At 74.7% G+C, this 18,347-nt stretch carries 17 protein-coding genes; 5 read left to right on the forward strand and 12 right to left on the reverse strand.

Annotation, left to right across the window (positions count from 1 at the left end; all coding sequences use genetic code 11):
• Positions 1–7: 7 nt before the first annotated feature.
• Genes K4S16_RS01900 through K4S16_RS01910 form a run of 3 tightly spaced genes read right to left on the reverse strand, consistent with a single transcriptional unit; the run spans position 8 to position 2,249 of the window.
• Positions 8–874 carry a universal stress protein gene (locus tag K4S16_RS01900; protein WP_149257057.1) on the reverse strand — a complete coding sequence of 289 codons (867 nt, stop codon included), beginning with the start codon at positions 872–874 and terminating at the stop codon, positions 8–10.
• A complete protein-coding gene (locus K4S16_RS01905) occupies positions 871–1,368 on the reverse strand; it encodes a flavodoxin domain-containing protein (protein WP_149257058.1) in 498 nt (165 codons plus the stop codon). Before K4S16_RS01905 ends, K4S16_RS01900 begins: the two co-directional genes overlap by 4 nt.
• The gene (locus tag K4S16_RS01910; protein ID WP_149257059.1) at positions 1,365–2,249 is read right to left on the reverse strand and encodes a universal stress protein; all 885 of its coding nucleotides are present in this window, start codon (positions 2,247–2,249) and stop codon (positions 1,365–1,367) included. The genes K4S16_RS01905 and K4S16_RS01910 overlap by 4 nt, the downstream gene beginning before the upstream one ends.
• A gap of 199 nt (positions 2,250–2,448) precedes the next feature.
• Here K4S16_RS01910 and K4S16_RS01915 point away from each other — a divergent pair, with 199 nt between their 5' ends.
• Both K4S16_RS01915 and K4S16_RS01920 read left to right on the forward strand, forming a co-directional pair.
• Positions 2,449–5,172, forward strand: a complete 2,724-nt coding sequence (locus K4S16_RS01915) for an HAD-IC family P-type ATPase (RefSeq protein ID WP_149257060.1) — start codon at positions 2,449–2,451, stop codon at positions 5,170–5,172.
• Positions 5,169–5,693 (forward strand): HPP family protein, encoded by a 525-nt coding sequence (locus K4S16_RS01920; protein WP_149257061.1) that lies wholly within the window; start codon positions 5,169–5,171, stop codon positions 5,691–5,693. The genes K4S16_RS01915 and K4S16_RS01920 overlap by 4 nt, the downstream gene beginning before the upstream one ends.
• A gap of 54 nt (positions 5,694–5,747) precedes the next feature.
• On the opposite strand, the gene K4S16_RS01925 is transcribed toward K4S16_RS01920, so the two are convergent.
• Positions 5,748–6,635, reverse strand: coding sequence for a universal stress protein (locus K4S16_RS01925; RefSeq protein WP_149257062.1), 888 nt, complete (start codon positions 6,633–6,635; stop codon positions 5,748–5,750).
• Between the two features lie 184 nt (positions 6,636–6,819).
• Here K4S16_RS01925 and K4S16_RS01930 point away from each other — a divergent pair, with 184 nt between their 5' ends.
• Complete coding sequence (locus K4S16_RS01930; protein WP_149257063.1) at positions 6,820–9,237, forward strand: glycoside hydrolase family 65 protein; 2,418 nt, start codon at positions 6,820–6,822, stop codon at positions 9,235–9,237.
• A 115-nt stretch (positions 9,238–9,352) separates the two neighbouring features.
• Complete coding sequence (locus K4S16_RS01935; RefSeq protein ID WP_149257064.1) at positions 9,353–9,778, forward strand: pyridoxamine 5'-phosphate oxidase family protein; 426 nt, start codon at positions 9,353–9,355, stop codon at positions 9,776–9,778.
• 140 nt (positions 9,779–9,918) lie between these two features.
• Here K4S16_RS01935 and K4S16_RS01940 read toward each other — a convergent pair whose 3' ends face one another.
• The 7 genes from K4S16_RS01940 to K4S16_RS01970 form a co-directional block, all read right to left on the reverse strand.
• Positions 9,919–10,785, reverse strand: a complete 867-nt coding sequence (locus tag K4S16_RS01940) for a universal stress protein (protein ID WP_160160838.1) — start codon at positions 10,783–10,785, stop codon at positions 9,919–9,921.
• Between the two features lie 53 nt (positions 10,786–10,838).
• A complete protein-coding gene (locus K4S16_RS01945; RefSeq protein ID WP_149257066.1) occupies positions 10,839–11,672 on the reverse strand; it encodes a universal stress protein in 834 nt (277 codons plus the stop codon).
• A 67-nt stretch (positions 11,673–11,739) separates the two neighbouring features.
• Positions 11,740–12,780 (reverse strand): zinc-dependent alcohol dehydrogenase family protein, encoded by a 1,041-nt coding sequence (locus K4S16_RS01950; protein ID WP_149257067.1) that lies wholly within the window; start codon positions 12,778–12,780, stop codon positions 11,740–11,742.
• 91 nt (positions 12,781–12,871) lie between these two features.
• Entirely contained in the window at positions 12,872–13,555 is a 684-nt protein-coding gene (locus tag K4S16_RS01955; RefSeq protein WP_149257068.1) for a DUF4389 domain-containing protein, read from the reverse strand.
• Between the two features lie 155 nt (positions 13,556–13,710).
• Positions 13,711–14,184 (reverse strand): hypothetical protein, encoded by a 474-nt coding sequence (locus K4S16_RS01960; protein WP_149257069.1) that lies wholly within the window; start codon positions 14,182–14,184, stop codon positions 13,711–13,713.
• Positions 14,185–14,423: 239 nt separating this feature from the next.
• Entirely contained in the window at positions 14,424–14,963 is a 540-nt protein-coding gene (locus K4S16_RS01965) for an SMI1/KNR4 family protein (RefSeq protein WP_149257070.1), read from the reverse strand.
• A gap of 50 nt (positions 14,964–15,013) precedes the next feature.
• Positions 15,014–16,168, reverse strand: a complete 1,155-nt coding sequence (locus tag K4S16_RS01970) for an FAD-dependent oxidoreductase (protein WP_149257071.1) — start codon at positions 16,166–16,168, stop codon at positions 15,014–15,016.
• Between the two features lie 121 nt (positions 16,169–16,289).
• On the opposite strand from K4S16_RS01970, the gene K4S16_RS01975 reads away from it, so the two are divergent.
• Positions 16,290–16,781, forward strand: coding sequence for a flavin reductase family protein (locus K4S16_RS01975; protein ID WP_149257072.1), 492 nt, complete (start codon positions 16,290–16,292; stop codon positions 16,779–16,781).
• Between the two features lie 97 nt (positions 16,782–16,878).
• On the opposite strand, the gene K4S16_RS01980 is transcribed toward K4S16_RS01975, so the two are convergent.
• Entirely contained in the window at positions 16,879–18,330 is a 1,452-nt protein-coding gene (locus K4S16_RS01980) for an MFS transporter (protein ID WP_149257073.1), read from the reverse strand.
• Positions 18,331–18,347 lie beyond the last annotated feature (17 nt).

Here is an 18,347-nt window from a genome sequence, read left to right on the forward strand (position 1 = left end):
ATCCCCGTCACCCGCGTCCGCGGACGATGGCGACCGGGCAGTGCGCGCGCATCAGCATCGCGTGGCCGACGGACCCCAGCAGGAGCCCGCCGAAGCCCCCGTGCCCCCGTGAGCCGACGACCAGAAGGCCCGCGTGGACGGACGCCCCCGCCAGGACCCTTGCGGCCCCGCCGTGGACGGCCTCGGACACCACGTCGACGTCGGGGTACTTCGCCCACCAGCCGGCGAGCGACTCGGCGAGGACCCGCTCCTCCTCCGCGGCGACGACGGCGCGGTCGTAGACGAGGGGCTGCATGTCGCCCCGGCCCGAGGGGACCGGGTGCGACCAGGCCGACAGGGCCCGCAGCCGCACCCCGCGCAGGGCCGCCTCCTCGAAGGCGAACCCGACGGCGTCCGCCCCGGCCGGAGAGCCGTCCACGCCGACCACGACGTCTCCCCGGACGTCCGCGTTCGGAGCCCGGGTGACCACCACGGGGCACGTGGCGTGCGTCGCGACCTGCATCGCCACCGATCCCAGCAGCAGCCCCGAGAGACCGCCGGACCCCCGGGAGCCGGTCACGACCATGACCGCGTCGCGTCCCTGCTCGACGAGCACCTTGGCGGGCTGCCCGCCGGTCTGCTCGCCGGTCACCTCCAGCCCGGGCACGCGGTCGCGGGCGCGCGCGACGCCGAGCTCGACGATGTCCCGGCCGCCGTCGAGCAGCCGCTCCCGGACCTGGGCCGCGCCCGGATCCGTCGGGACGTCGAACAGCCACGGCGTGACGACGTACACCACGTGCAGCGCGGCGCCCCTGCGGGCGGCCTCGTCGGCGGCCCAGTCGATCGCGAGCAGGCTCGGCTCCGACCCGTCGTCCCCGACGACGATCCTGTTCATGCCGACACGCTCCGCAGCTCGCGGGCGATGCCGGCGGCCCACTCGGCGACGCGGTCGCGGTCGCGGAAGTCCCCGGACGCGGTCCGGGCGACCTTGGCGGCCATGAAGCCCTTGGCGTCGGGCGCCAGCCGCCCGCCGAAGGTGGCGTGGCCGCGGGCGTCGAGGCGGCGGGCGAACTTGGCGACGCCGGACACGGGGTCGACCGTGCGCTCCTCGGCGCTGCGGTCCAGGGGACCGCTGCTGAACAGCCACACCGGCCGGTGCGCCAGCTCGTCCGCGTGGTGCCGGACGAAGTGGCGCGCCTCCCGATGCCAGCGCCCGACGTAGAGGGCGCCGCCGACGACTGCGGCGTCGTACCCGTCGAGCGTCTCGACGTCTCCGGCGGGCCGCACGTCGGCCTCCACGCCCGCCTCGCGCAGCGCGGCGCCCACCCATTCGGCGATCTCGGCGGTTCCTCCGCGCTCGGAGGCGTACGCCACCAGTACTCGGATCATGACGACTCCTTCACCTGCGTGTCGCGGTCGTGGACGACCGCGACCGGGCTCGGCGCCTCGTGCAGCACGGACCGCGTGACGGCGCCGAGGGCGGTCTTGGGGGACGATCCGATCCCGCGGTCGCCGACCACGAGCAGCATCGCGTCCCGGGCGTTGTCGGCGAGGACGCGCCCCGCCCGCTCCAGGACGAACCGCTGCTCGACGGCGACCTCGGGGTGCGCGGCCAGGACGGGCGCGACCGCGGCGGCGAACCGCGCCTTGGCCTCCTCCTTGAGCCCCCGCGGATCGGTGAACGGGAGGCGGTCCGGGCCGGGGAGCACGGCGGGGTCCCACCATGCGCACACCAGCGTCACCGAGGCGTGCCACAGCGCCGCCTCGCGAAGGGCGAACCCCAGCGCGGCCCGGCTCGCGGGCGACCCGTCGACGCCCACGACGATCCGCTTCTCGACCCGTGCCGGTTCATGGGCGGGCACCACGACGACGGGACGATCGGCGTGCGCGGGGACGTGCACGGCCGTGGAGCCGAGCGGCAGCCGGTCGAAACCGCCCGCGCCGCGGGCGCCCACCACGATCAGTTCGGCGTCCCGCGCCGCCCCGAGGAGCGCGGCGGACGGCGTGCCCTCGGCGAGCAGGGGCCGCACGTCGAGGTCCGGGGCGGTCTCCCGGGCGATCCGGACACCGTCCTCCAGGGCGATGACCCCCATGCCGCGGACGATCTCCTGCGCCTCGTCTCCCCGCGGTCCCGGCGGATAGGGCCAAGTCCAGGCGTGGCAGACCCGCAGGGGCACGCCGCGCAGGGACGCCTCCGTCGCGGCCCAGCGCAGGGCGCGCCCGGCGGCCGGCGAACCGTCGAACCCGACCAGGACATGTGGTCCATCCATCGTGTTCCACCTCCAGATCCCCAAGCCTCACAAGCCCGGGGGGCCGGTGGTCAGAGTCGTGGGTCCGCGGGCGCCGGGACCTTAGGCCCTGAACCGCGCCGCCGCGAGCGGCCAATATGGTTGCGGCAGGAGGTGCGACGATGAACGTCCCTTACGGCCCCGAGACCGCCGGACCCCGCGGCGGCGGCCGCACGGCCCGATGACGACGGCTCCCGCGCCCTACCGCAGGCCCGTCGAGGACGTCGTGCGCGAGCTCGGCGGCGACGCCGCCGACGGGCTGGCCTCCGCCGAGGCGGCGCGGCGGCTGGAGCGGGACGGTCCCAACACGCTGCCCGCCGCGCGCGGGCGCGGCCCGGTCGTGCGGTTCCTCCTGCAGTTCAACAGCCCGCTGATCTACGTGCTGCTGGTGTCGGCGCTGGTGACCGGCCTGCTCGGCGAGCACGTCGACGCGCTGGTGATCCTCGGTGTGGTGGTCGTCAACGCCATCGTCGGGTTCGTCCAGGAGTCGCGCGCGGAGAAGGCTCTCGGCGCCCTGGCCGCCATGGCCGAGACGACGGCGCTGGTCGTCCGCGACGGCGCGGCCCAGCGCGTGCCGTCGGCCGGGCTGGTGCGGGGCGACCTGGTCAGGCTGGAGGCCGGCGACAAGGTCCCGGCCGACCTGCGGCTGCTGCGCACCGACGAGTTCGCCGTGGACGAGTCGGCGCTCACCGGCGAGTCGGTGCCCGTCGCCAAGAACACCGCGGCGCAGGACGAGGCCGCCCTCGCCGACCGCACCGGCATGGCCTTCTCCGGCACGCTGGCGACGGCCGGCGGCGCCGCGGGCCTGGTGGTGGCGACCGGCGCGGCCACCGAGCTCGGCGGCATCCACCGGCTGGTGCAGGGCACCGGCGCGGTCCAGACGCCCCTCACCCGCAAGATCACCGACTTCAGCAAGATCGTGACGGTGGCGATCCTGGCGCTGGCCGCGCTGACCTTCCTCATCGGCGTGCTCCGCGGGCGCGGCGCGACCGAGATGCTCACCGCCGCGGTCGCCCTCGCGGTCGGCGCGATCCCCGAGGGGCTGCCCGCGGTCGTCACGATCACCCTCGCGCTCGGGGTCTCCCGCATGGTCCGCCGCGGCGCCATCGTCCGGCACCTGCCCGCCGTGGAGACGCTCGGCAGCACCACCGTCATCTGCACCGACAAGACCGGCACACTCACCCAGAACCAGATGACGGTCACCGCCGTCACCGCCGGCGGCCGCGACTACACCGTCACCGGCACCGGCTACGCGCCCACGGGCGCGATCGAGCAGGACGGGCGGGAGGTCGACACTGCCGCCCATCCCGCGCTCCGGGAGGCGCTGCTGGCCGGCCTCGGCTGCAACGACGCGCAACTGCACCAGGCGGACGGCTGGCACATCACCGGTGACCCGACCGAAGGCGCCCTGCTGACCAGCGCCGCGAAGGCCGGCCTCGACCGCGCGCCGGGCCGCGTCGCGACGCTGCCGTTCACCGCCGAGCGGCGCTACATGGCCACCCTGCACGAGGACGGCACCGTCTACGTCAAGGGCCCGGTCGAGCGGATCCTGGAGCTGTGCGAGGACGCCGCCGGTCCGGACGGCGCACCCGTCCCGCTCGACCACGCGGCGGTCCACGCCCGCGCCGAGGACTACGGCGGCCAGGCGCTGCGCGTGCTGGCCTTCGCCCGGGGGCGCGCCGAGGGCCCCGGCCTGGACGAGCCGCCGCCGCTGACCTTCCTCGGCCTGCAGGCCATGCTCGACCCGCCCCGCCCGGACGCCGCCCGGGCCGTGCGGACCTGCCACGACGCCGGCGTCCAGGTCAAGATGATCACCGGGGACCACGCCGCCACCGCCCGCGCCGTCGGAACCCGCGTCGGGCTGGACGGCGAGGTGATGACGGGCGCCGAGCTCACCGCCGACGTCTCGCCCGAACGCGTGCAGGCCACCACCGTCTTCGCCCGGGTCTCCCCCGAGCAGAAGCTCCGGCTCGTCCAGATCCTCCAGGACTCCGGGCACGTCATCGCGATGACGGGGGACGGAGTCAACGACGCGCCCGCGCTCAAGCAGGCCGACATCGGCGTCGCCATGGGGGGCACGGGCACCGACGCCGCCAAGGAGTCGGCCGACATGGTGCTCACCGGCGACGACTTCGCCTCGATCGAGCAGGCCGTCGAGGAGGGGCGCGGCGTCTTCGACAACCTGGTGAAGTTCATCGTCTGGGCGCTGCCGTCCAACATCGGGCTCGGGCTCGTGCTGGTCGCGGCGATCGTCGCGGGCACGGCGCTGCCCGTCCTGCCGCTCCAGGTCCTCTGGCTGAACATGACGGCGGTGCTCGTGCTCGGCCTGCCGTTCTCCGTGGAGCCGAAGGACGAGCACATCATGCGCCGCCCGCCCCGCGACCCGTCACTGCCGCTGCTCACGCGCGCGATGACGCTGCGCATCCTGCTGGTCTCGGCGATCCTGCTCGCCGGCGCGTTCGGGCTCCAGCACTGGGAACGCGCCCACGGGGCGAGCCCGGCGGTGGCGCAGACGATCGTCGTCAACGTCTTCGCGCTGACGCTGCTCACCTACCTGTTCAACTGCCTCTCGCTGGACCGCCCGCTGCTGTGGCACGGCGTCCGCCGCAACCCCTGGGTCGGCGCCAGCGTCCTGGCCCTCATAGCGATCCAGGCCCTCTACACCTACGCGCCCTTCATGAACGACCTGTTCCACTCCGCGCCGCTCGGTGGCGCCGCCTGGGGCCGCATCGTCGTCATCGCCGTCATCTCCTACGTGGCGATCGAGCTTCTCAAGTACGTCCAGCGGGGCGCGGATCCGGCCCTCCAGGCCACCGGTCCGGGACGTTCGCCCCTGCCGCCGGGCACCGCCCGGCGGGAGGCTGGAGCCGGAGGCACTCCGTCCGGCCCCGAGGAGGACCCATGACCGCCAGCCCGCCCCTGGAGCAGCGCACCGCCGCCGAGCTGATGAGCCGCGACCTGCTCACCATCGCCGCGGACGAGTCGGTGATCATGGCCTGGGAGCTGATGTGCCGGGCCGAGATCCACCACCTGCCGGTCACCGACGTCGAGGGCGGCTTCCTCGGCGTCCTCGACGCCCAGACCCTCACCTCGACCTGGAGCGCCACCGCTCCGCGCGACGCCCGCCGCCCCGTCACCGACCTCCTGCCGTCCCGGCCCGCCGCGACGGTGCGCCCGTCGGCCACCGTCGCCGACGCGGCGCTGGCCATGCTGGAGTCGGACAAGGACTACGTGGCGGTGACCGACGAGCACGGCGCGCTGGCCGGCCTCATCACCGCACGGGACCTGATCAGCGCCCTGGCCGGGGTGCACCGCGAGATCCCGGCGCGCTCCGGGGGCATGCCGTCCCTGTACCGGATCGAGCCCGTGCTCCCGCGCGAGGCGCCGGCGCGCCATCCGGGGCGGAGCCCCATCGAACCCGACTGATCCCTGCCGACCGCCCCGCGGCAAGGTGCCCGAGGCGGCCGGTGAGGGCCCGCCTCAGGCGACGCGCTGGGCGGCGTACCGCGGCGACGGGACGATCGCGACCGAGCACGGGGCGTGGTGCAGCATCGCCGAACTGGTCGCGCCCAGCAGCAGCGGGTCGAGGCTCCCGGTACCGCGGTCCCCCACCACGAGCAGGTCGGCGTCCGCGGCGGCGGCCAGCAGGACCTCGCGCGGAGGCTCCAGCAGCAGCGAGACGTCCACATGGACCTTCGGGTACCGCCGCCGCCAGGGATGGACGGTCCGCTCCAGCATCGCGGCCCGCGCCTGGTACAGCCGGGCCTTGTCGGTGAACAGGGTCAGGTCGCTCGCGGGCACGGCCCCAGGCTCCCACGCCCCGTGGACCACGCGCAGGTCGCAGTCGCGCAGCGCCGCCTCCTCGATGGCGAACCCCACCGCCGCGTCCGCGTGCGCCGACGCGTCGACGCCGGCCACGACGAGGCCGCGGTCCCCGCCCGCGTCGCGGACGGCGACCACGGGGCGGCGGGTCCGCGCGGGCAGCTCCACCGCCGTCGAGCCCTCGGGCAGCCGGTGCCGCTCGTGCGAGCCGACCACGATCAGCTCCGCGTCGTCGGACTCGTGCACCAGGGTCTCGCAGGCGGGCTCGCGCCTCAGCAGCGTGCGGACCTTCCCCTGCGCGCCCAGGTCGCGAGCGCGGCGCGCGCCCTTGCGCAGCATGTTCTCCCCCGCCCGCTGGAGGATGGCCTCCACCCCGGCGTCCACGTGGCCGCTCGGGTAAGGCCAGTGCCAGCAATAGCACAGCTCCAGGTCGAGCCCGCGCAGCCGCGCCTCCTCGACCGCCCAGCGCAGCGCGGGGTCGTTCTCCTTGGTCCCGTCGTAGCCGAACAGGACGTTCGACCTCTGGGCCCTCGTCAGCGCGGCCATCCGTCCGGTCCCCTCCCTCGAACGACGGTCTCGCCTTCAGTTTTCGCCGGTCAGAACCCTTTGGGGAGGGGCCGAAGGTCCCGCCGCGCCGGGTCGTCCGGTACTGCCGGGCAGCCGCCGGCCGGTGCCAGCGTGAGAGGGGGAAAGCCCACCGGAGGGGCTCGGACGACGGTGAGGAGACGCCATGAGGCGGTGGATCCTGGCCCACGACGGCTACGATCCCGCGGCGGAGGGGCTGCGGGAGGCGCTGTGCACCCTCGGCAACGGCTACCTCGCCACCCGGGGCGCCGCGCCGGAGTCCTCGGCGGACGGCGTCCACTATCCCGGCACCTACGTCGCCGGCTGCTACGACCGGCTCCAGGCCGAGGTCGGCGGGCTGCACGCCGACAACGCCGACCTCGTCAACATGCCGAACTGGCTGCCGCTGACCTTCCGCGCCGAGGACGGCGAGTGGTTCGATCCGGACGCGGCCCTCGACGAGGGCCGGCTCCTGTCCTACCGGCAGGAACTCGACCTGCGGCGCGGCGTCCTGACCCGGCTCGTCCGCGTGCGCGACCGGGCGGGGCGGACGTTCCGCCTGGCCCAGCGCCGGATCGTGTCCATGGACGAGCCGCACCTGGCCGCGCTGGAGACCACGATCGTCGCCGAGGACTGGAGCGGCGCGCTGCACATCCGGTCCGGGGTGGACGGACGGGTCGCCAACGCCGGCGTGGAGCGGTACCGGAATCTGCCAGGGACCCATCTCACCCGCGAGGAACCGCCGCCGCAGCGCGACCCGGAGCTGCTCCTGCTGCGCGCCTCCACCGTCTCATCGAAGATCGGCGTCGGGGTCGCGGCCCGCACCCGGGTGTCGGTCCCCGCCAAGGCCGTCCGGCTCGCCGAGGCGGGCCTGGTCGCGCAGGACCTGACCGTGGACGCCGAGAAGGGCGCGCACGTCACGATCGAGAAGGTGGCGGCCGTCTTCACCTCGCGCGACCGCGCCATCGAGGAGTGCGGGGAGGCGGCGCTGGACGCCGCGGCCGGGGCGGGCGGCTTCGACGCCCTGCTGGAGCGGCACACGCTGGCGTGGAGCCGGCTGTGGCGGCGCTGCCAGCTGAGCGTCGACCAGATCGAGGTCCAGCGCATCCTCAACCTGCACATCTTCCATCTGATGCAGACCGTGTCGGAGCACATCGTGGACCTCGACGTCGGGGTCCCCGCCCGCGGACTGCACGGTGAGGCCTACCGCGGCCACGTCTTCTGGGACGAGGTGTTCATCCTCCCGTTCCTGACCATGCGGTTCCCCGAGATCGCCCGGGCCCTGCTGCTGTACCGGTGGCGGCGGCTGCCCGCGGCCCGGCGCGCGGCGGCGGCCGCCGGGCACCGCGGCGCGATGTACCCGTGGCAGAGCGCCGCCGACGGCCGCGAGGAGACCCAGCTGGTCCACCTCAACCCGCGGTCGGGGCGGTGGCTGCCCGACCACACGCACCTGCAGCGCCACGTCGGCCTGACGATCGCCCTCAACGTCTGGCGCTTCTACGAGGCGACCGGCGACGCCGAGTTCCTCGCCGAGTACGGCGCCGAGATCATGCTGGAGGTCGCCCGGTTCTTCGCGGACCTGACCGTCTACGACCACTCCACCGACCGGTACTCGATCCGCGGCGTCATGGGCCCGGACGAGTACCACGACGCCTACCCGGGACGAGACCATCCGGGCCTGGACGACAACGCCTACACCAACGTCCTCGCCGCCTGGCTGCTGGAGCGGGCGCTGGAGGCGCTCGCCGTGCTCCCCGAGGACCGCCGCGGGGAGCTGCGCGAGCGGCTCGCGCTGACCCGCGAGGAGATCACCCGGTTCGAGGACGTGGCGCGCAAGATGTACGTCCCGTTCCACACCGGAGTGATCAGCCAGTTCGAGGGCTACGGCGACCTGGAGGAGCTCGACTGGGCCCGCTACCGGGAGCGCTACGGCGACATCCGCCGGCTGGACCGGATCCTGGAGGCCGAGGACGACTCGCCCAACCGCTACAAGGCGTCGAAGCAGGCCGACGTGCTGATGCTGTTCTACGTGCTCTCGCCGGACGAGGTGGACGCCGTCCTGCGGCGCCTCGGGTACGAGTACGGGCCCGAACTGGCCGCCAGGACCATCGCCTACTACCTGCCGCGCACCAGCGACGGGTCGACGCTGAGCTCGCTCGTCCACGCGTGGCTCCTCGCGCACACCGACGGCGACGAGGCCTGGGGCGTCTTCCTCGAATCGCTGTTCGCCGACATCACCGGCGGCCCGCACGGCACGATCTCCGAGGGCGTCCACCTGGGCGCGATGGCCGGCACCGTGGACCTCGTCCAGCGGTGCCACGCCGGCGTCGGCACCCGGGGCGGCGCGCTGCGGCTGGAGCCGCGGCTGCCCTCCGCGATCGGCGAGCTGCGGCTCGGGCTCCGCTACCGCGGCCACTGGGGCGTCGACCTGACCTGCCGCCAGGACCTGGTCCGCGTCGCCCTGCGCCCCGGCGCGGCCTCCCCCATCCGCGTCTCCTACGGCGCCGAGGACGTCGAGATCCAGCCCGGCACGTCCTGGGAGAGCCCCCTGCTGGCCGGAAGGCCGCCGCCGGCGATCGGCTGAGCCGGGCGGCGAAAGGCCCGGCCGGAAGGGGACCGACGGCGTCCGGCACGGTGACGTTGGACCTCTGCCCTCCCTCGCGGGCGGCGGCGAGCATGGAGTCATGAAGGAGGAAGCCATGAGGAGCGCGGACGGGGCGGCAGGCCTCTCGCGAGCGGAGTGCCTGCGCCTCATGAGCACCGCCGCCGTCGGCCGGATCGTCTTCACCGAGCAGGCGCTGCCCGCGGTGGCTCCGGTCGGTTTCGTCATCGACGGCGGGGACGTGGTCATCCCGGTGCCGCGCGGCTCCCGGCTGGTCGCCGCGACCCGCGGCGCGATCGTGGCGTTCCAGGCCGACGACCTGGACGCCGCCTCCCGTACCGGCTGGTCGGTCACCGCCATCGGCCGGGCGCGGATCGTCCCCGATCCCGGGGACGGCGCCCACGAGGCCCTCCTGCCCTGGACCGCCGGAACGGACCCGGAGTTCATCCGCGTGTCCTGCCAGCGCGTCACGGGCCTGCGCGTCGGAGCCGTCTCCGCCGGCGACTGCGAGACCGCCGCTTGACTCCGCCCGGGGCGGACGGCACCGCCCGGCCTCCTACTCGCCCCTGACGAAAAGCCCTGAGCACAAACACCCTGAACACGACGAAAGGCCCGGTGGTCGCCGGGCCTTTGGTCGTGCGGCGTTCGCCGTGTCCGGTTCCCTCAGGTCGCGGGGGTGCCCGCGGCGGGGACCACGGCGACCGGGCAGTGCGCGTGGTGCAGGAGCCCGTGCGTAACCGCGCGGCTGCGCGGCACGTTCAGGCCCTCGCGGGGATGCGAACCCGCGATCACCAGGTCGACGTCGCGGGACGCGGAGACGAGCGCGGCGGCCGGGTTGTCCTGGACGATGTCCTCCACGACGTCCACGCCGGGGAAGCGCTTGCGCATCGGCGCGTGCGCCTCGATGACGCGCCACCGGGCCCGCTCCTCGACGCGGCGGATGTCGACGCCCGCTCCGGGCTCGTCCAGGGCCGCCGGGAACGGCCAGGCGTGCACGACGCGGAGCCGGGCGTCCCGTGCCGCGGCGGCGCGGAACGCGTACTCCAGGGCCGCGGAGTCGTCGCCGAGGCCGATCCCCACGGCGATCTCACGGCGGTCGGCGGCCGGTTCCCCCCGCACCACCACGACCGGGCAGGCGGCGTGGCGGACCGCGCCGAGCCCGACCGACCCGAGGACGAGGTCCGCGAACCCGCCGAGGCCGCGGTGGCCCACCACGAGCTCGAACGCCTCCTCGGAGTGCTCGGCAAGCGCCCGGACGGTGCGCGCGGAGGCCAGTTCCAGGGTCACCGGCACCTCCGGCCTCCGGGCGTGCGCGACGCGCTCGGCGGCGGCCAGCACCTCCTCGCCCTCCCGCGACAGGAAGACGACCTCGCCGGGAGCGGTGTTGAGCGGGACGTCGTAGCCCCACCGCTCCACCGCGTGCAGGATCTTCAGTTCGCGCCCGTACCGGGCGGCCTCGTCGGCGGCCCAGGCCACGGCCCGTTCGGACGGGACGGAGCCGTCGGCCCCGACGATGATCGGATCGGACATGGTCAACTCCTCTTTCGGTCCCTCCGGCGGACGTCCCGCCGGGACGGCGCCGGTCACTGGTCGATGGGCACCACGGCCACCGGGCATTGCGCGTGGTGCAGGACCGCGTGGTTGACCCGGCCCAGCGCCATGCCGACCAGCCCCGTCCGGCGGGCGGCTCCGACCACCACGAGGGCGGCGGACCGCGACGCCTCGACGAGGGCCTGGGGCGGCGTGCGGTCCGAGACGAGCTGCTCGACCCGGACGTCCGGGTGGTGCTCGCGCAGGCCGGCCAGGGCCTCCGACAGCTCCAGGTCCTCCAGCACCCTCCGGCGGGGGGACCCGAACTCCGCGCCCACGGCGTGCAGCGCCAGGATCCCGGCGCCGCGCGAGGAGGCCTCCTCGAAGGCCCAGGCGAGCACGGCCCGCTCCCCCGGCCTCCCCTCGATCCCGACCACGACAAGGGCCGGGGCGTCGGCGGGGTAGGGCGCCGCGCGCGGCACCACCAGGACCGGGGACCGGGCGTGCGCCGCGGTGTACAGCCCGACCGACCCGAACAGCAGCCCCTCGAACCCGCCGAGGCCCCGCGAGCCCACGGCCACGAGCGCCGCGTCCTCGCTGCCCTCCACCAGCGCGGTCCCCGGATCCGTCCGGACGAGCCGCATCTCGATGTCGAGGTCCGGATGCACCTTCAGCGTGTACTGCCGGGCCTCGCCGAGCAGGTCCTCCCGCTCGGCGGCCAGCCGCCGCAGCGCGTCCGGCGGGATCGTCCCGTCGTCGACCAGCGCCCGGGAGGCGTGGACCAGCTCCAGCGGCATCCGGTGCCGGACGGCGTAGTCGGAGGCCCAGTCGAGGGCCTGCCAGGCGTGGGCGGAGCCGTCGATCCCCACGATGATCCGAGTCGGCATGGTGATTCCTTTCCGAGCCGTCCCGCCGGCCGGGCCTGGAAGGCGCCCGGTCGGCGGCCGGCCGGGCTCAGCGGGTCAGGACGACTTTGAGGGCGCCGGTGTGGGCTGCGTCGGCGAAGACCTCGTAGGCCTTCGGGAACTCGTCCAGCGTGAAGTGGTGGGTGACGAACCGTCCGGCGTCGAGCTGGCGTCCGGCGACGAGCCGGAGCAGGGTGGGCGTGGAGAAGGTGTCCACCAGGCCCGTGGTGATGGTGATGTCCCGGATCCACTGCTCCTCCAGGTGCAGCGCGGCCGGGGCGCCGTGCACGCCGATGTTGGCGATGTGGCCGCCGGGCCGGGCCAGCGCGACGGTCAGCTCGAAGGCCTCGGGGACGCCGACGGCCTCGATGGCCACGTCGGCGCCGAGCCCGTCGGTCATCTCGCGCACCACCTCCACGGCGTCCTGCCGGGAGTTGTTGACCGTGCTGTCGGCGCCGAACTGCTTGGCCGCCTCCAGTCGGCTGTCGGCCAGGTCGATCGCCACGATGTGGCTCGGGCTGAACAGCCGCGCCCCCATGATCGCCGCGAGGCCGATCGGGCCGGCGCCCACGACCGCCACCACGTCGCCGGGGCGGACGGCGCCGTTGAGCACGCCGACCTCGTAGCCGGTCGGCAGGATGTCGGCCAGCATCAGCACGTCCTGCGCGGGCACGCCGGGCGGCAGGGGGTGCACCGAGGTGTCGGCGAACGGCACCCGCACGTACTCGGCCTGCGTCCCGTCGATCTTGTGCCCGAGGATCCAGCCGCCCCCGCCGAGGCACTGCCCGTAGCGGCCCTCGCGGCAGAACCGGCACGTGCCGCACGCGGTGATGCAGGAGACCAGCACCTGGTCGCCCGGCTTGACCGTCTTGACGCCCGGCCCGACGGCCTCGATCGTGCCGACCGCCTCGTGCCCGAGGATCCGCCCGTCGGTCACCGCCGGGACGTCCCCTTTGAGGATGTGCAGGTCCGTGCCGCAGATGGTCACCGCGTCCACCCGCACCAGCGCGTCGCCGTCCGCGACGATCTCGGGCTTGGGCACGTCCTCCCAGGACTTGCGGCCGGGCCCGTGGTACACCAGCGCTCGCATGGCGAGCCTCCCTCATCCGTCCTCAGGTTCGCTACCAGGGTCGGATCCGGCGGTGCGGCGGCGGCAGGGCCTAACGTCCCGCCGGGCGGGCCTAACGTCCCGGCGCCGCGGGCACCGGCCCGGGCTCAGGCTCGGGCTCGGCACCGCCCATGTCGAGCCGGAACGGTGGGTAGCGGTCGGTCATCAGGAAGGCGTAGCCGGCCACCCGCAGGATCCACCGGTCCATCCCCATCACGAACCCGAAGACGCCCCGGAGGTAGCGGCCGGTGAACAGCAGCGCGATGGCGGTGAAGAGCACCAGCAGGCCGACCAGGCTCGGCGCGTCCCAGTCCGTGTCCTCCCCGCCGTAGCCGCCGCCGGTGAAGACCGCGACCACCAGGTAGTGCGGGATCGCCAGCAGCCACCACTTCACCAGCACCAGCCCCCGCGACAGCCGCTCGGGGTAGTCGATCCGCAGCCGGGCCGGGTAGTCCGGGACGTCCTGGAGCGTGAACGGCGGGTACCGGTCGGTGCCCAGCGCGCCGTACCCGTAGAAGGCCACCCGCCACGCCCAGCGCAGCACCCCGACGTCGAAGTCGAAGATCGCCCGCGGGTACCGGCCGGTGACCAGGATCGCGAAGAACGCGACCACGGTGAGCACGGTGAACGCGATCCCGAGGAAGAACAGGACGATGTAGTGCGGGATCAGGAGCAGCCACTTCACCAGCCACAGCCACCGCGACAGCGGCTCCTCCAGCCGCCCCTCGACGTGGACCGGCATGTCTCGACCGTCCATCTCGACCTCCCCCTCAGGCGAGCGCCCGGCGGCCCCGGTGCGACCGGGCATGTCCTAGACCCACGGTCGGCTTCCGGCCCGCCGCGGCGTAGGGAGGAACGTCCGTACCCGGAAGGACCTAGGTCCGTGCGCGACGACGGCCCGGTGGGGGGCGGTCAGGTCCGCGCCGCCGGCCCCCTCCGCGGCGCCTGGGCGGCCCGGAGGTCCGGTCGCGTCGCGGTCGCGGGACGCGTCTCGGGCCTCTGCAGCCCGAGCTGCACCTTCCACATGGCCTCGGCCAGGGCGTGGAACTGGTAGAGCAGGCGCCGCAGGGCCGGAAGGTCCCCGGCGGACGCCGTCGCGACGGCGTGCTCGGCCACGATCGTGAGGCGGTTGACGCGGCACGCCAGGAAGTGCGCGAGCGCCTCCTGCCGCACGCTCCCGGCGAGGGTGTCGAGCAGGACGGCCTCGGCGGCGCCCAGCTCGGCCATGACCTCGGCGGTGGCGGCCCGCACGTCGACGCCCGTCCCGAGGCCGCTCCTCGCCACCAGCCTGAGCCTGCTCAGCGCGGGGAGGCAGCGCCGGTGGTGCTCGCGCAGCCGGTCCTCCGGAACCGCCCGCTCCATCACACCCGTACCTGTGCCGCTCATGTGCCCTCTCCGTCCCGTGGCGGCACGCCGGCCCGCCGTGCCCGTCCTGGCCGCCGCGCACCTCGACGATCCCGGCTCCGGGCGGCGGGCGGGTAGGGAGAGAGGTCCCGCGCGAAAGGACAAAGGTCCCGAACCCGCCCGGCATCGCGGCGCCGGCGGGGCGGCTCCCCCTCAGCCCTACACGGGGTTCACGGGCACACGGGGTTCAGCGGCACAGCGGGTTCAGCGGCACAGCGGGTTCAGCGGCACAGCGCTTCGATGTGGTCCGGGAAGTGCGGGAACTCCGCCTGCGCGGCGGCCACGATCTCGGTGGGCGAGCGGCGGCCCGGGGCGTGGCGCTCGGCGATCGCGCGGAAGGCGTCGTTCGGCTCCGCGGGGGAGCCGGGGTCGTCGAAGGCCTCTCTGGGCCCGAGACCGGCGGCGAACAGCCAGAGCAGGTCGCCGAGGTCCCGGGCGATCACACCGCGATCGCCCTCGGAGCCGACGTAGACCACGGGCTGGCCGGTGACCGGGGCGCCGGGCCGCGCCAGCCAGAAGCCGGTGTAGTCGCCGGCCCCGGTCGTGCCGAAGAAGCGGAACTCGCCGCCGTCCGCTTCGGGGTTGCCGGTCCACAGGCGGAACCACCACGTCGTCTCGGCGGGTTCCTCGAAGCGGTCGTAGAGCTCGAAGTCGCAGCCGCGCGCCTCGTCGGTCTCCTCGTCCCACTCCCACTCGAAGCCGATCTCGGCCACCTCGGCGAGGGCGGGGGGCAGCGCGAGGTCCTCAGGCGTCTCCGTCATCCCGGCAGGCTACGCGATCTTCGTCGCCCCCGAGGCCGGGACCGGGGCCGTCAGGGAGGCGGAGCCCCACGTCCGCCGCCCACCCGGAACCGGTCCGGGGCCGCGCGCTCGCCCGCCGCCGATTCGGCGATGATCCGGCCGAGCAGCGGCGCGAACTTGGCGCCGTGCCCCGAGCACGGCGAGGCGACCGTGATCCCGTCGGCGCCGTCGACCACGAAGTCCTCGGTGGGGGTGTTGGTGAACAGGCAGGTGGTCTCCGCGTACGGCTCGGGGACGACGCCCGGCAGGGCCCGCCGGGCGTAGGCGGTGATCCGTTCACGGCTCGCCCGGTCGATCGCGCCGTCCTGCGCGGCGGCGCTCCGGACCGGCCGCCCGCCGTTGAACACGGCCACCTTCTGGCCGCTCCGGCCGCCGGGGAGGACGGCGTCCCGGCCACCGGGCAGGCCGTAGACCAGCATGGCCGCCTCCGTGTGGATGAACGTCGGCCACGTCTCCGACGGGGCTTCCCGGTAGGGGAAGTGGAAGACGTGCTCCTGCATCACCTGGAGCGGGGGGAACGCCGACAGGAACGCCTCCGGCAGCGGGAGGCCGCCGAGCAGGTCGGGCAGCCAGCCGCCGGCGGCGACGACGACCTTCTCGGCCTCCACCGCCCGGCCGTCCGGACCCGCCACCCGGTAGCCCGCGCCCGCCCGCTCGACCGACGCCACCGGCCGGCCGGTCTCGACCCGGGCGCCCTCGGCCCGTGCCAGCCGCAGCATGGCCGACACCGCGGTCTCCGCGTCGACCACGCCGGCGGCCGGGTGCCAGAGCACACCGGCCCCGCCCGCGAAACGGAACCGCGGCCACCGCGCGGCGGCCTCGGACGGGGTGAGCAGTTCGTGGTCGACGCCGACCTCCGCGAACACCGCGGCCAGCGCCGCAGGGTCGCGGGCCGCCCCGGCGTCCAGGGAGCCCGTCCGGGTGAAGAGCCGCTCGCCGGACAGCCGCTCCAGCTCGTCCCACTCGCGCCGTGCGTCGACGACCATCCGGACGTAGAACGGATCGGCGTAGCCGTACCGGAGGATCCGCGCGGACCCGTGCGAACTGCCCATGGCGTTGGCCGGCGTGTCACGCTCCAGCACCGTCACCTCGTGGCCGCGGCGGGCCAGCTGCCACGCGGTCGCGGCACCGACGAGGCCGGCCCCGACGACGACGAACGTGCTCATCGTGATGCCTTCCTTCTCAGCGTGTCCGGTCGCCGGGAACGCGGTCGCCCGCCCCTGAGGTCGGGGAGCGACCCCCGCGGCCTCGGATCTCGCCCCGGCCGCACCACCATAGGGTGACCGGATGGACAGCGATGAGTTCGTCGCCGGATTCGACTACCCGATGTTCGTGGTGACCACCGTCGATCCGGGCACGGGGACGCGGGCGGGCTGCCTCGTCGGGTTCACCACGCAGACCAGCATCGAACCGTTCAGGTTCCTGGTGTGCCTGTCGCGGCGGAACCGCACCTACCGGGCGGCGGAGGCGGCGAACGTCCTCGCCGTGCACGTCCTCGGGCGGAGCGAGGAGCAGCAGCGGCTGGCGGCGCTCTTCGGAGAGCGGACGGGCGACGAGATCGACAAGTTCGCCCGCTGCTCCTGGCGGCCGGGTCCGGAAGGGGTGCCCCTGCTCACCGACGCCCCCCGCCGCCTCGTCGGACGGATCGAGGAGCGCGTCGAGCTCGGCGACCACACCGGGTTCCTCCTGGCCCCGGTCGACGTGGCGATCGGGGCCGACACGGCCCCGCTCACCTTCCGCACGCTGCCCGATCTCGAACCGGGCCACGAGGCCGGCTGACCGCTCCCCCGAGGCCCGAGGCCTCGCACCGGACCCGCGGTGGCTCAGCCGCCTGGCACGGTCCTTTCTGGGGTGGTCTGCTGAGCGGTGAGGCCTGTCAGTCCTGGACGGGCACCAGGTCGCGGTCGCCGATCTGCTCGGTCCGCGCCGGCGGGCCGGTCCGGCGCAGCACCGCGAGGGCGATCAGGGCGGCGGCGGCCAGGAGCGCGGCGCCGAGGCCGAGGCCGAGCGCGTAGCCGTCGTTGAGGGCCTCGGGTGTGGGCACGCCGCCGGTGCGGTGCTGGGCGGCCGTGCCGAGGGCGGCCAGGCCGAGGGAGGCACCGATCTGGCGCGAGCTGTTGAGCAGCGCCGAGGCGGTGCCGGTCTCCTGGGACGCGACGCCGGCGGTGGCGATGGAGACGACCGGCGCCAGGCAGAGCCCGGAGCCCACGCTTGCGACGATCGAGGGCCCCAGCACATCGGTGGCGAACGCGCCGTCCGAGCTGATCATGGCGAACCAGGCGAACCCGGTGGCGGTCAGCAGCCCGCCGGCGACCAGGAGGGTCCGGGGGGCCAGCCGGTAGCCGAGCTTGACGGCCAGCACCGATCCGGTGACGACCCCCAGGGCGAAGGGCAGGAACATGGTCCCGGCCAGAGCCGGTCCGTGCCCCAGGACCCGTTGCAGATAGAGGGACATGAAGTAGAAGGAGGAGGCCATCGCGGCGCCGACCAGGAGGTTGAAGGTGTTGGCGCCGGCCACCGAGCGGTTGGCGAACAGGCCGAGCCTGACCAGCGGCTCCCGGGCGGTGGTCCGCTCCTGCCAGAGGAAGGCGGCGAGCAGGACCGCCGCGGCGGCCAGGGTCGCCAGGGTGGTCGGGGAGGTCCATCCGTGCCGGTCAGTGCGGACGATGCCGAACACGAGCAGGGTCATCCCCGCGGTGGCCAGGACCGCGCCGAGGACGTCCGGCCGGCGGGCGCGGTCCGGTGCCGGGCCGGAGGTGACACCGCGCCAGGCCAGCGCCAGCGCGACGGCGGTCATCGGGACGTTCACCAGCATCACCCAGCGCCATCCGGCGTATTCGGTGAGCACGCCGCCGATCAGGACGCCGAACGCGCCGCCGGCGGCGTTCATCGCGCTCCAGATCCCGAACGCCCGGACCCGCTCCCGGCCCGACGGGAACGTCGCGCTCAGCAGCGCCAGCGCCGCCGGCGCCAGTGCGGCGGCGCCGACCCCCTGGGCGGCGCGCGCGGCGACGAGCTGGCCCGGTTCCTGGGCCAGTCCCCCGGCGAGGGACGCCAGGCCGAACAGGCAGAGGCCGAGCAGGAGGACGGGCTTGCGGCCGTACCTGTCGGCGGCCTTGCCGCCCAGCAGGAGCAGCCCTCCGAAGGAGAGGGCGTAGGCGTGGATCACCCATGTCAGGCCCACCGCGCTGAAACCGAGGCCGGCGGCGATCTGCGGGAGCCCGACGTTCACCACCGACAGGTCCAGCGACACCATGAACTGCACGACGGCCACCGCGGCGAGCGTCGGCCCGGGGCGGGCGGCGTCCTTCACTTCGTTCGTGTGCATGCCCGACATCGTGGTGT

The organism is Actinomadura sp. K4S16, from assembly GCF_008327685.1.
GTDB lineage: Bacteria > Actinomycetota > Actinomycetes > Streptosporangiales > Streptosporangiaceae > Spirillospora.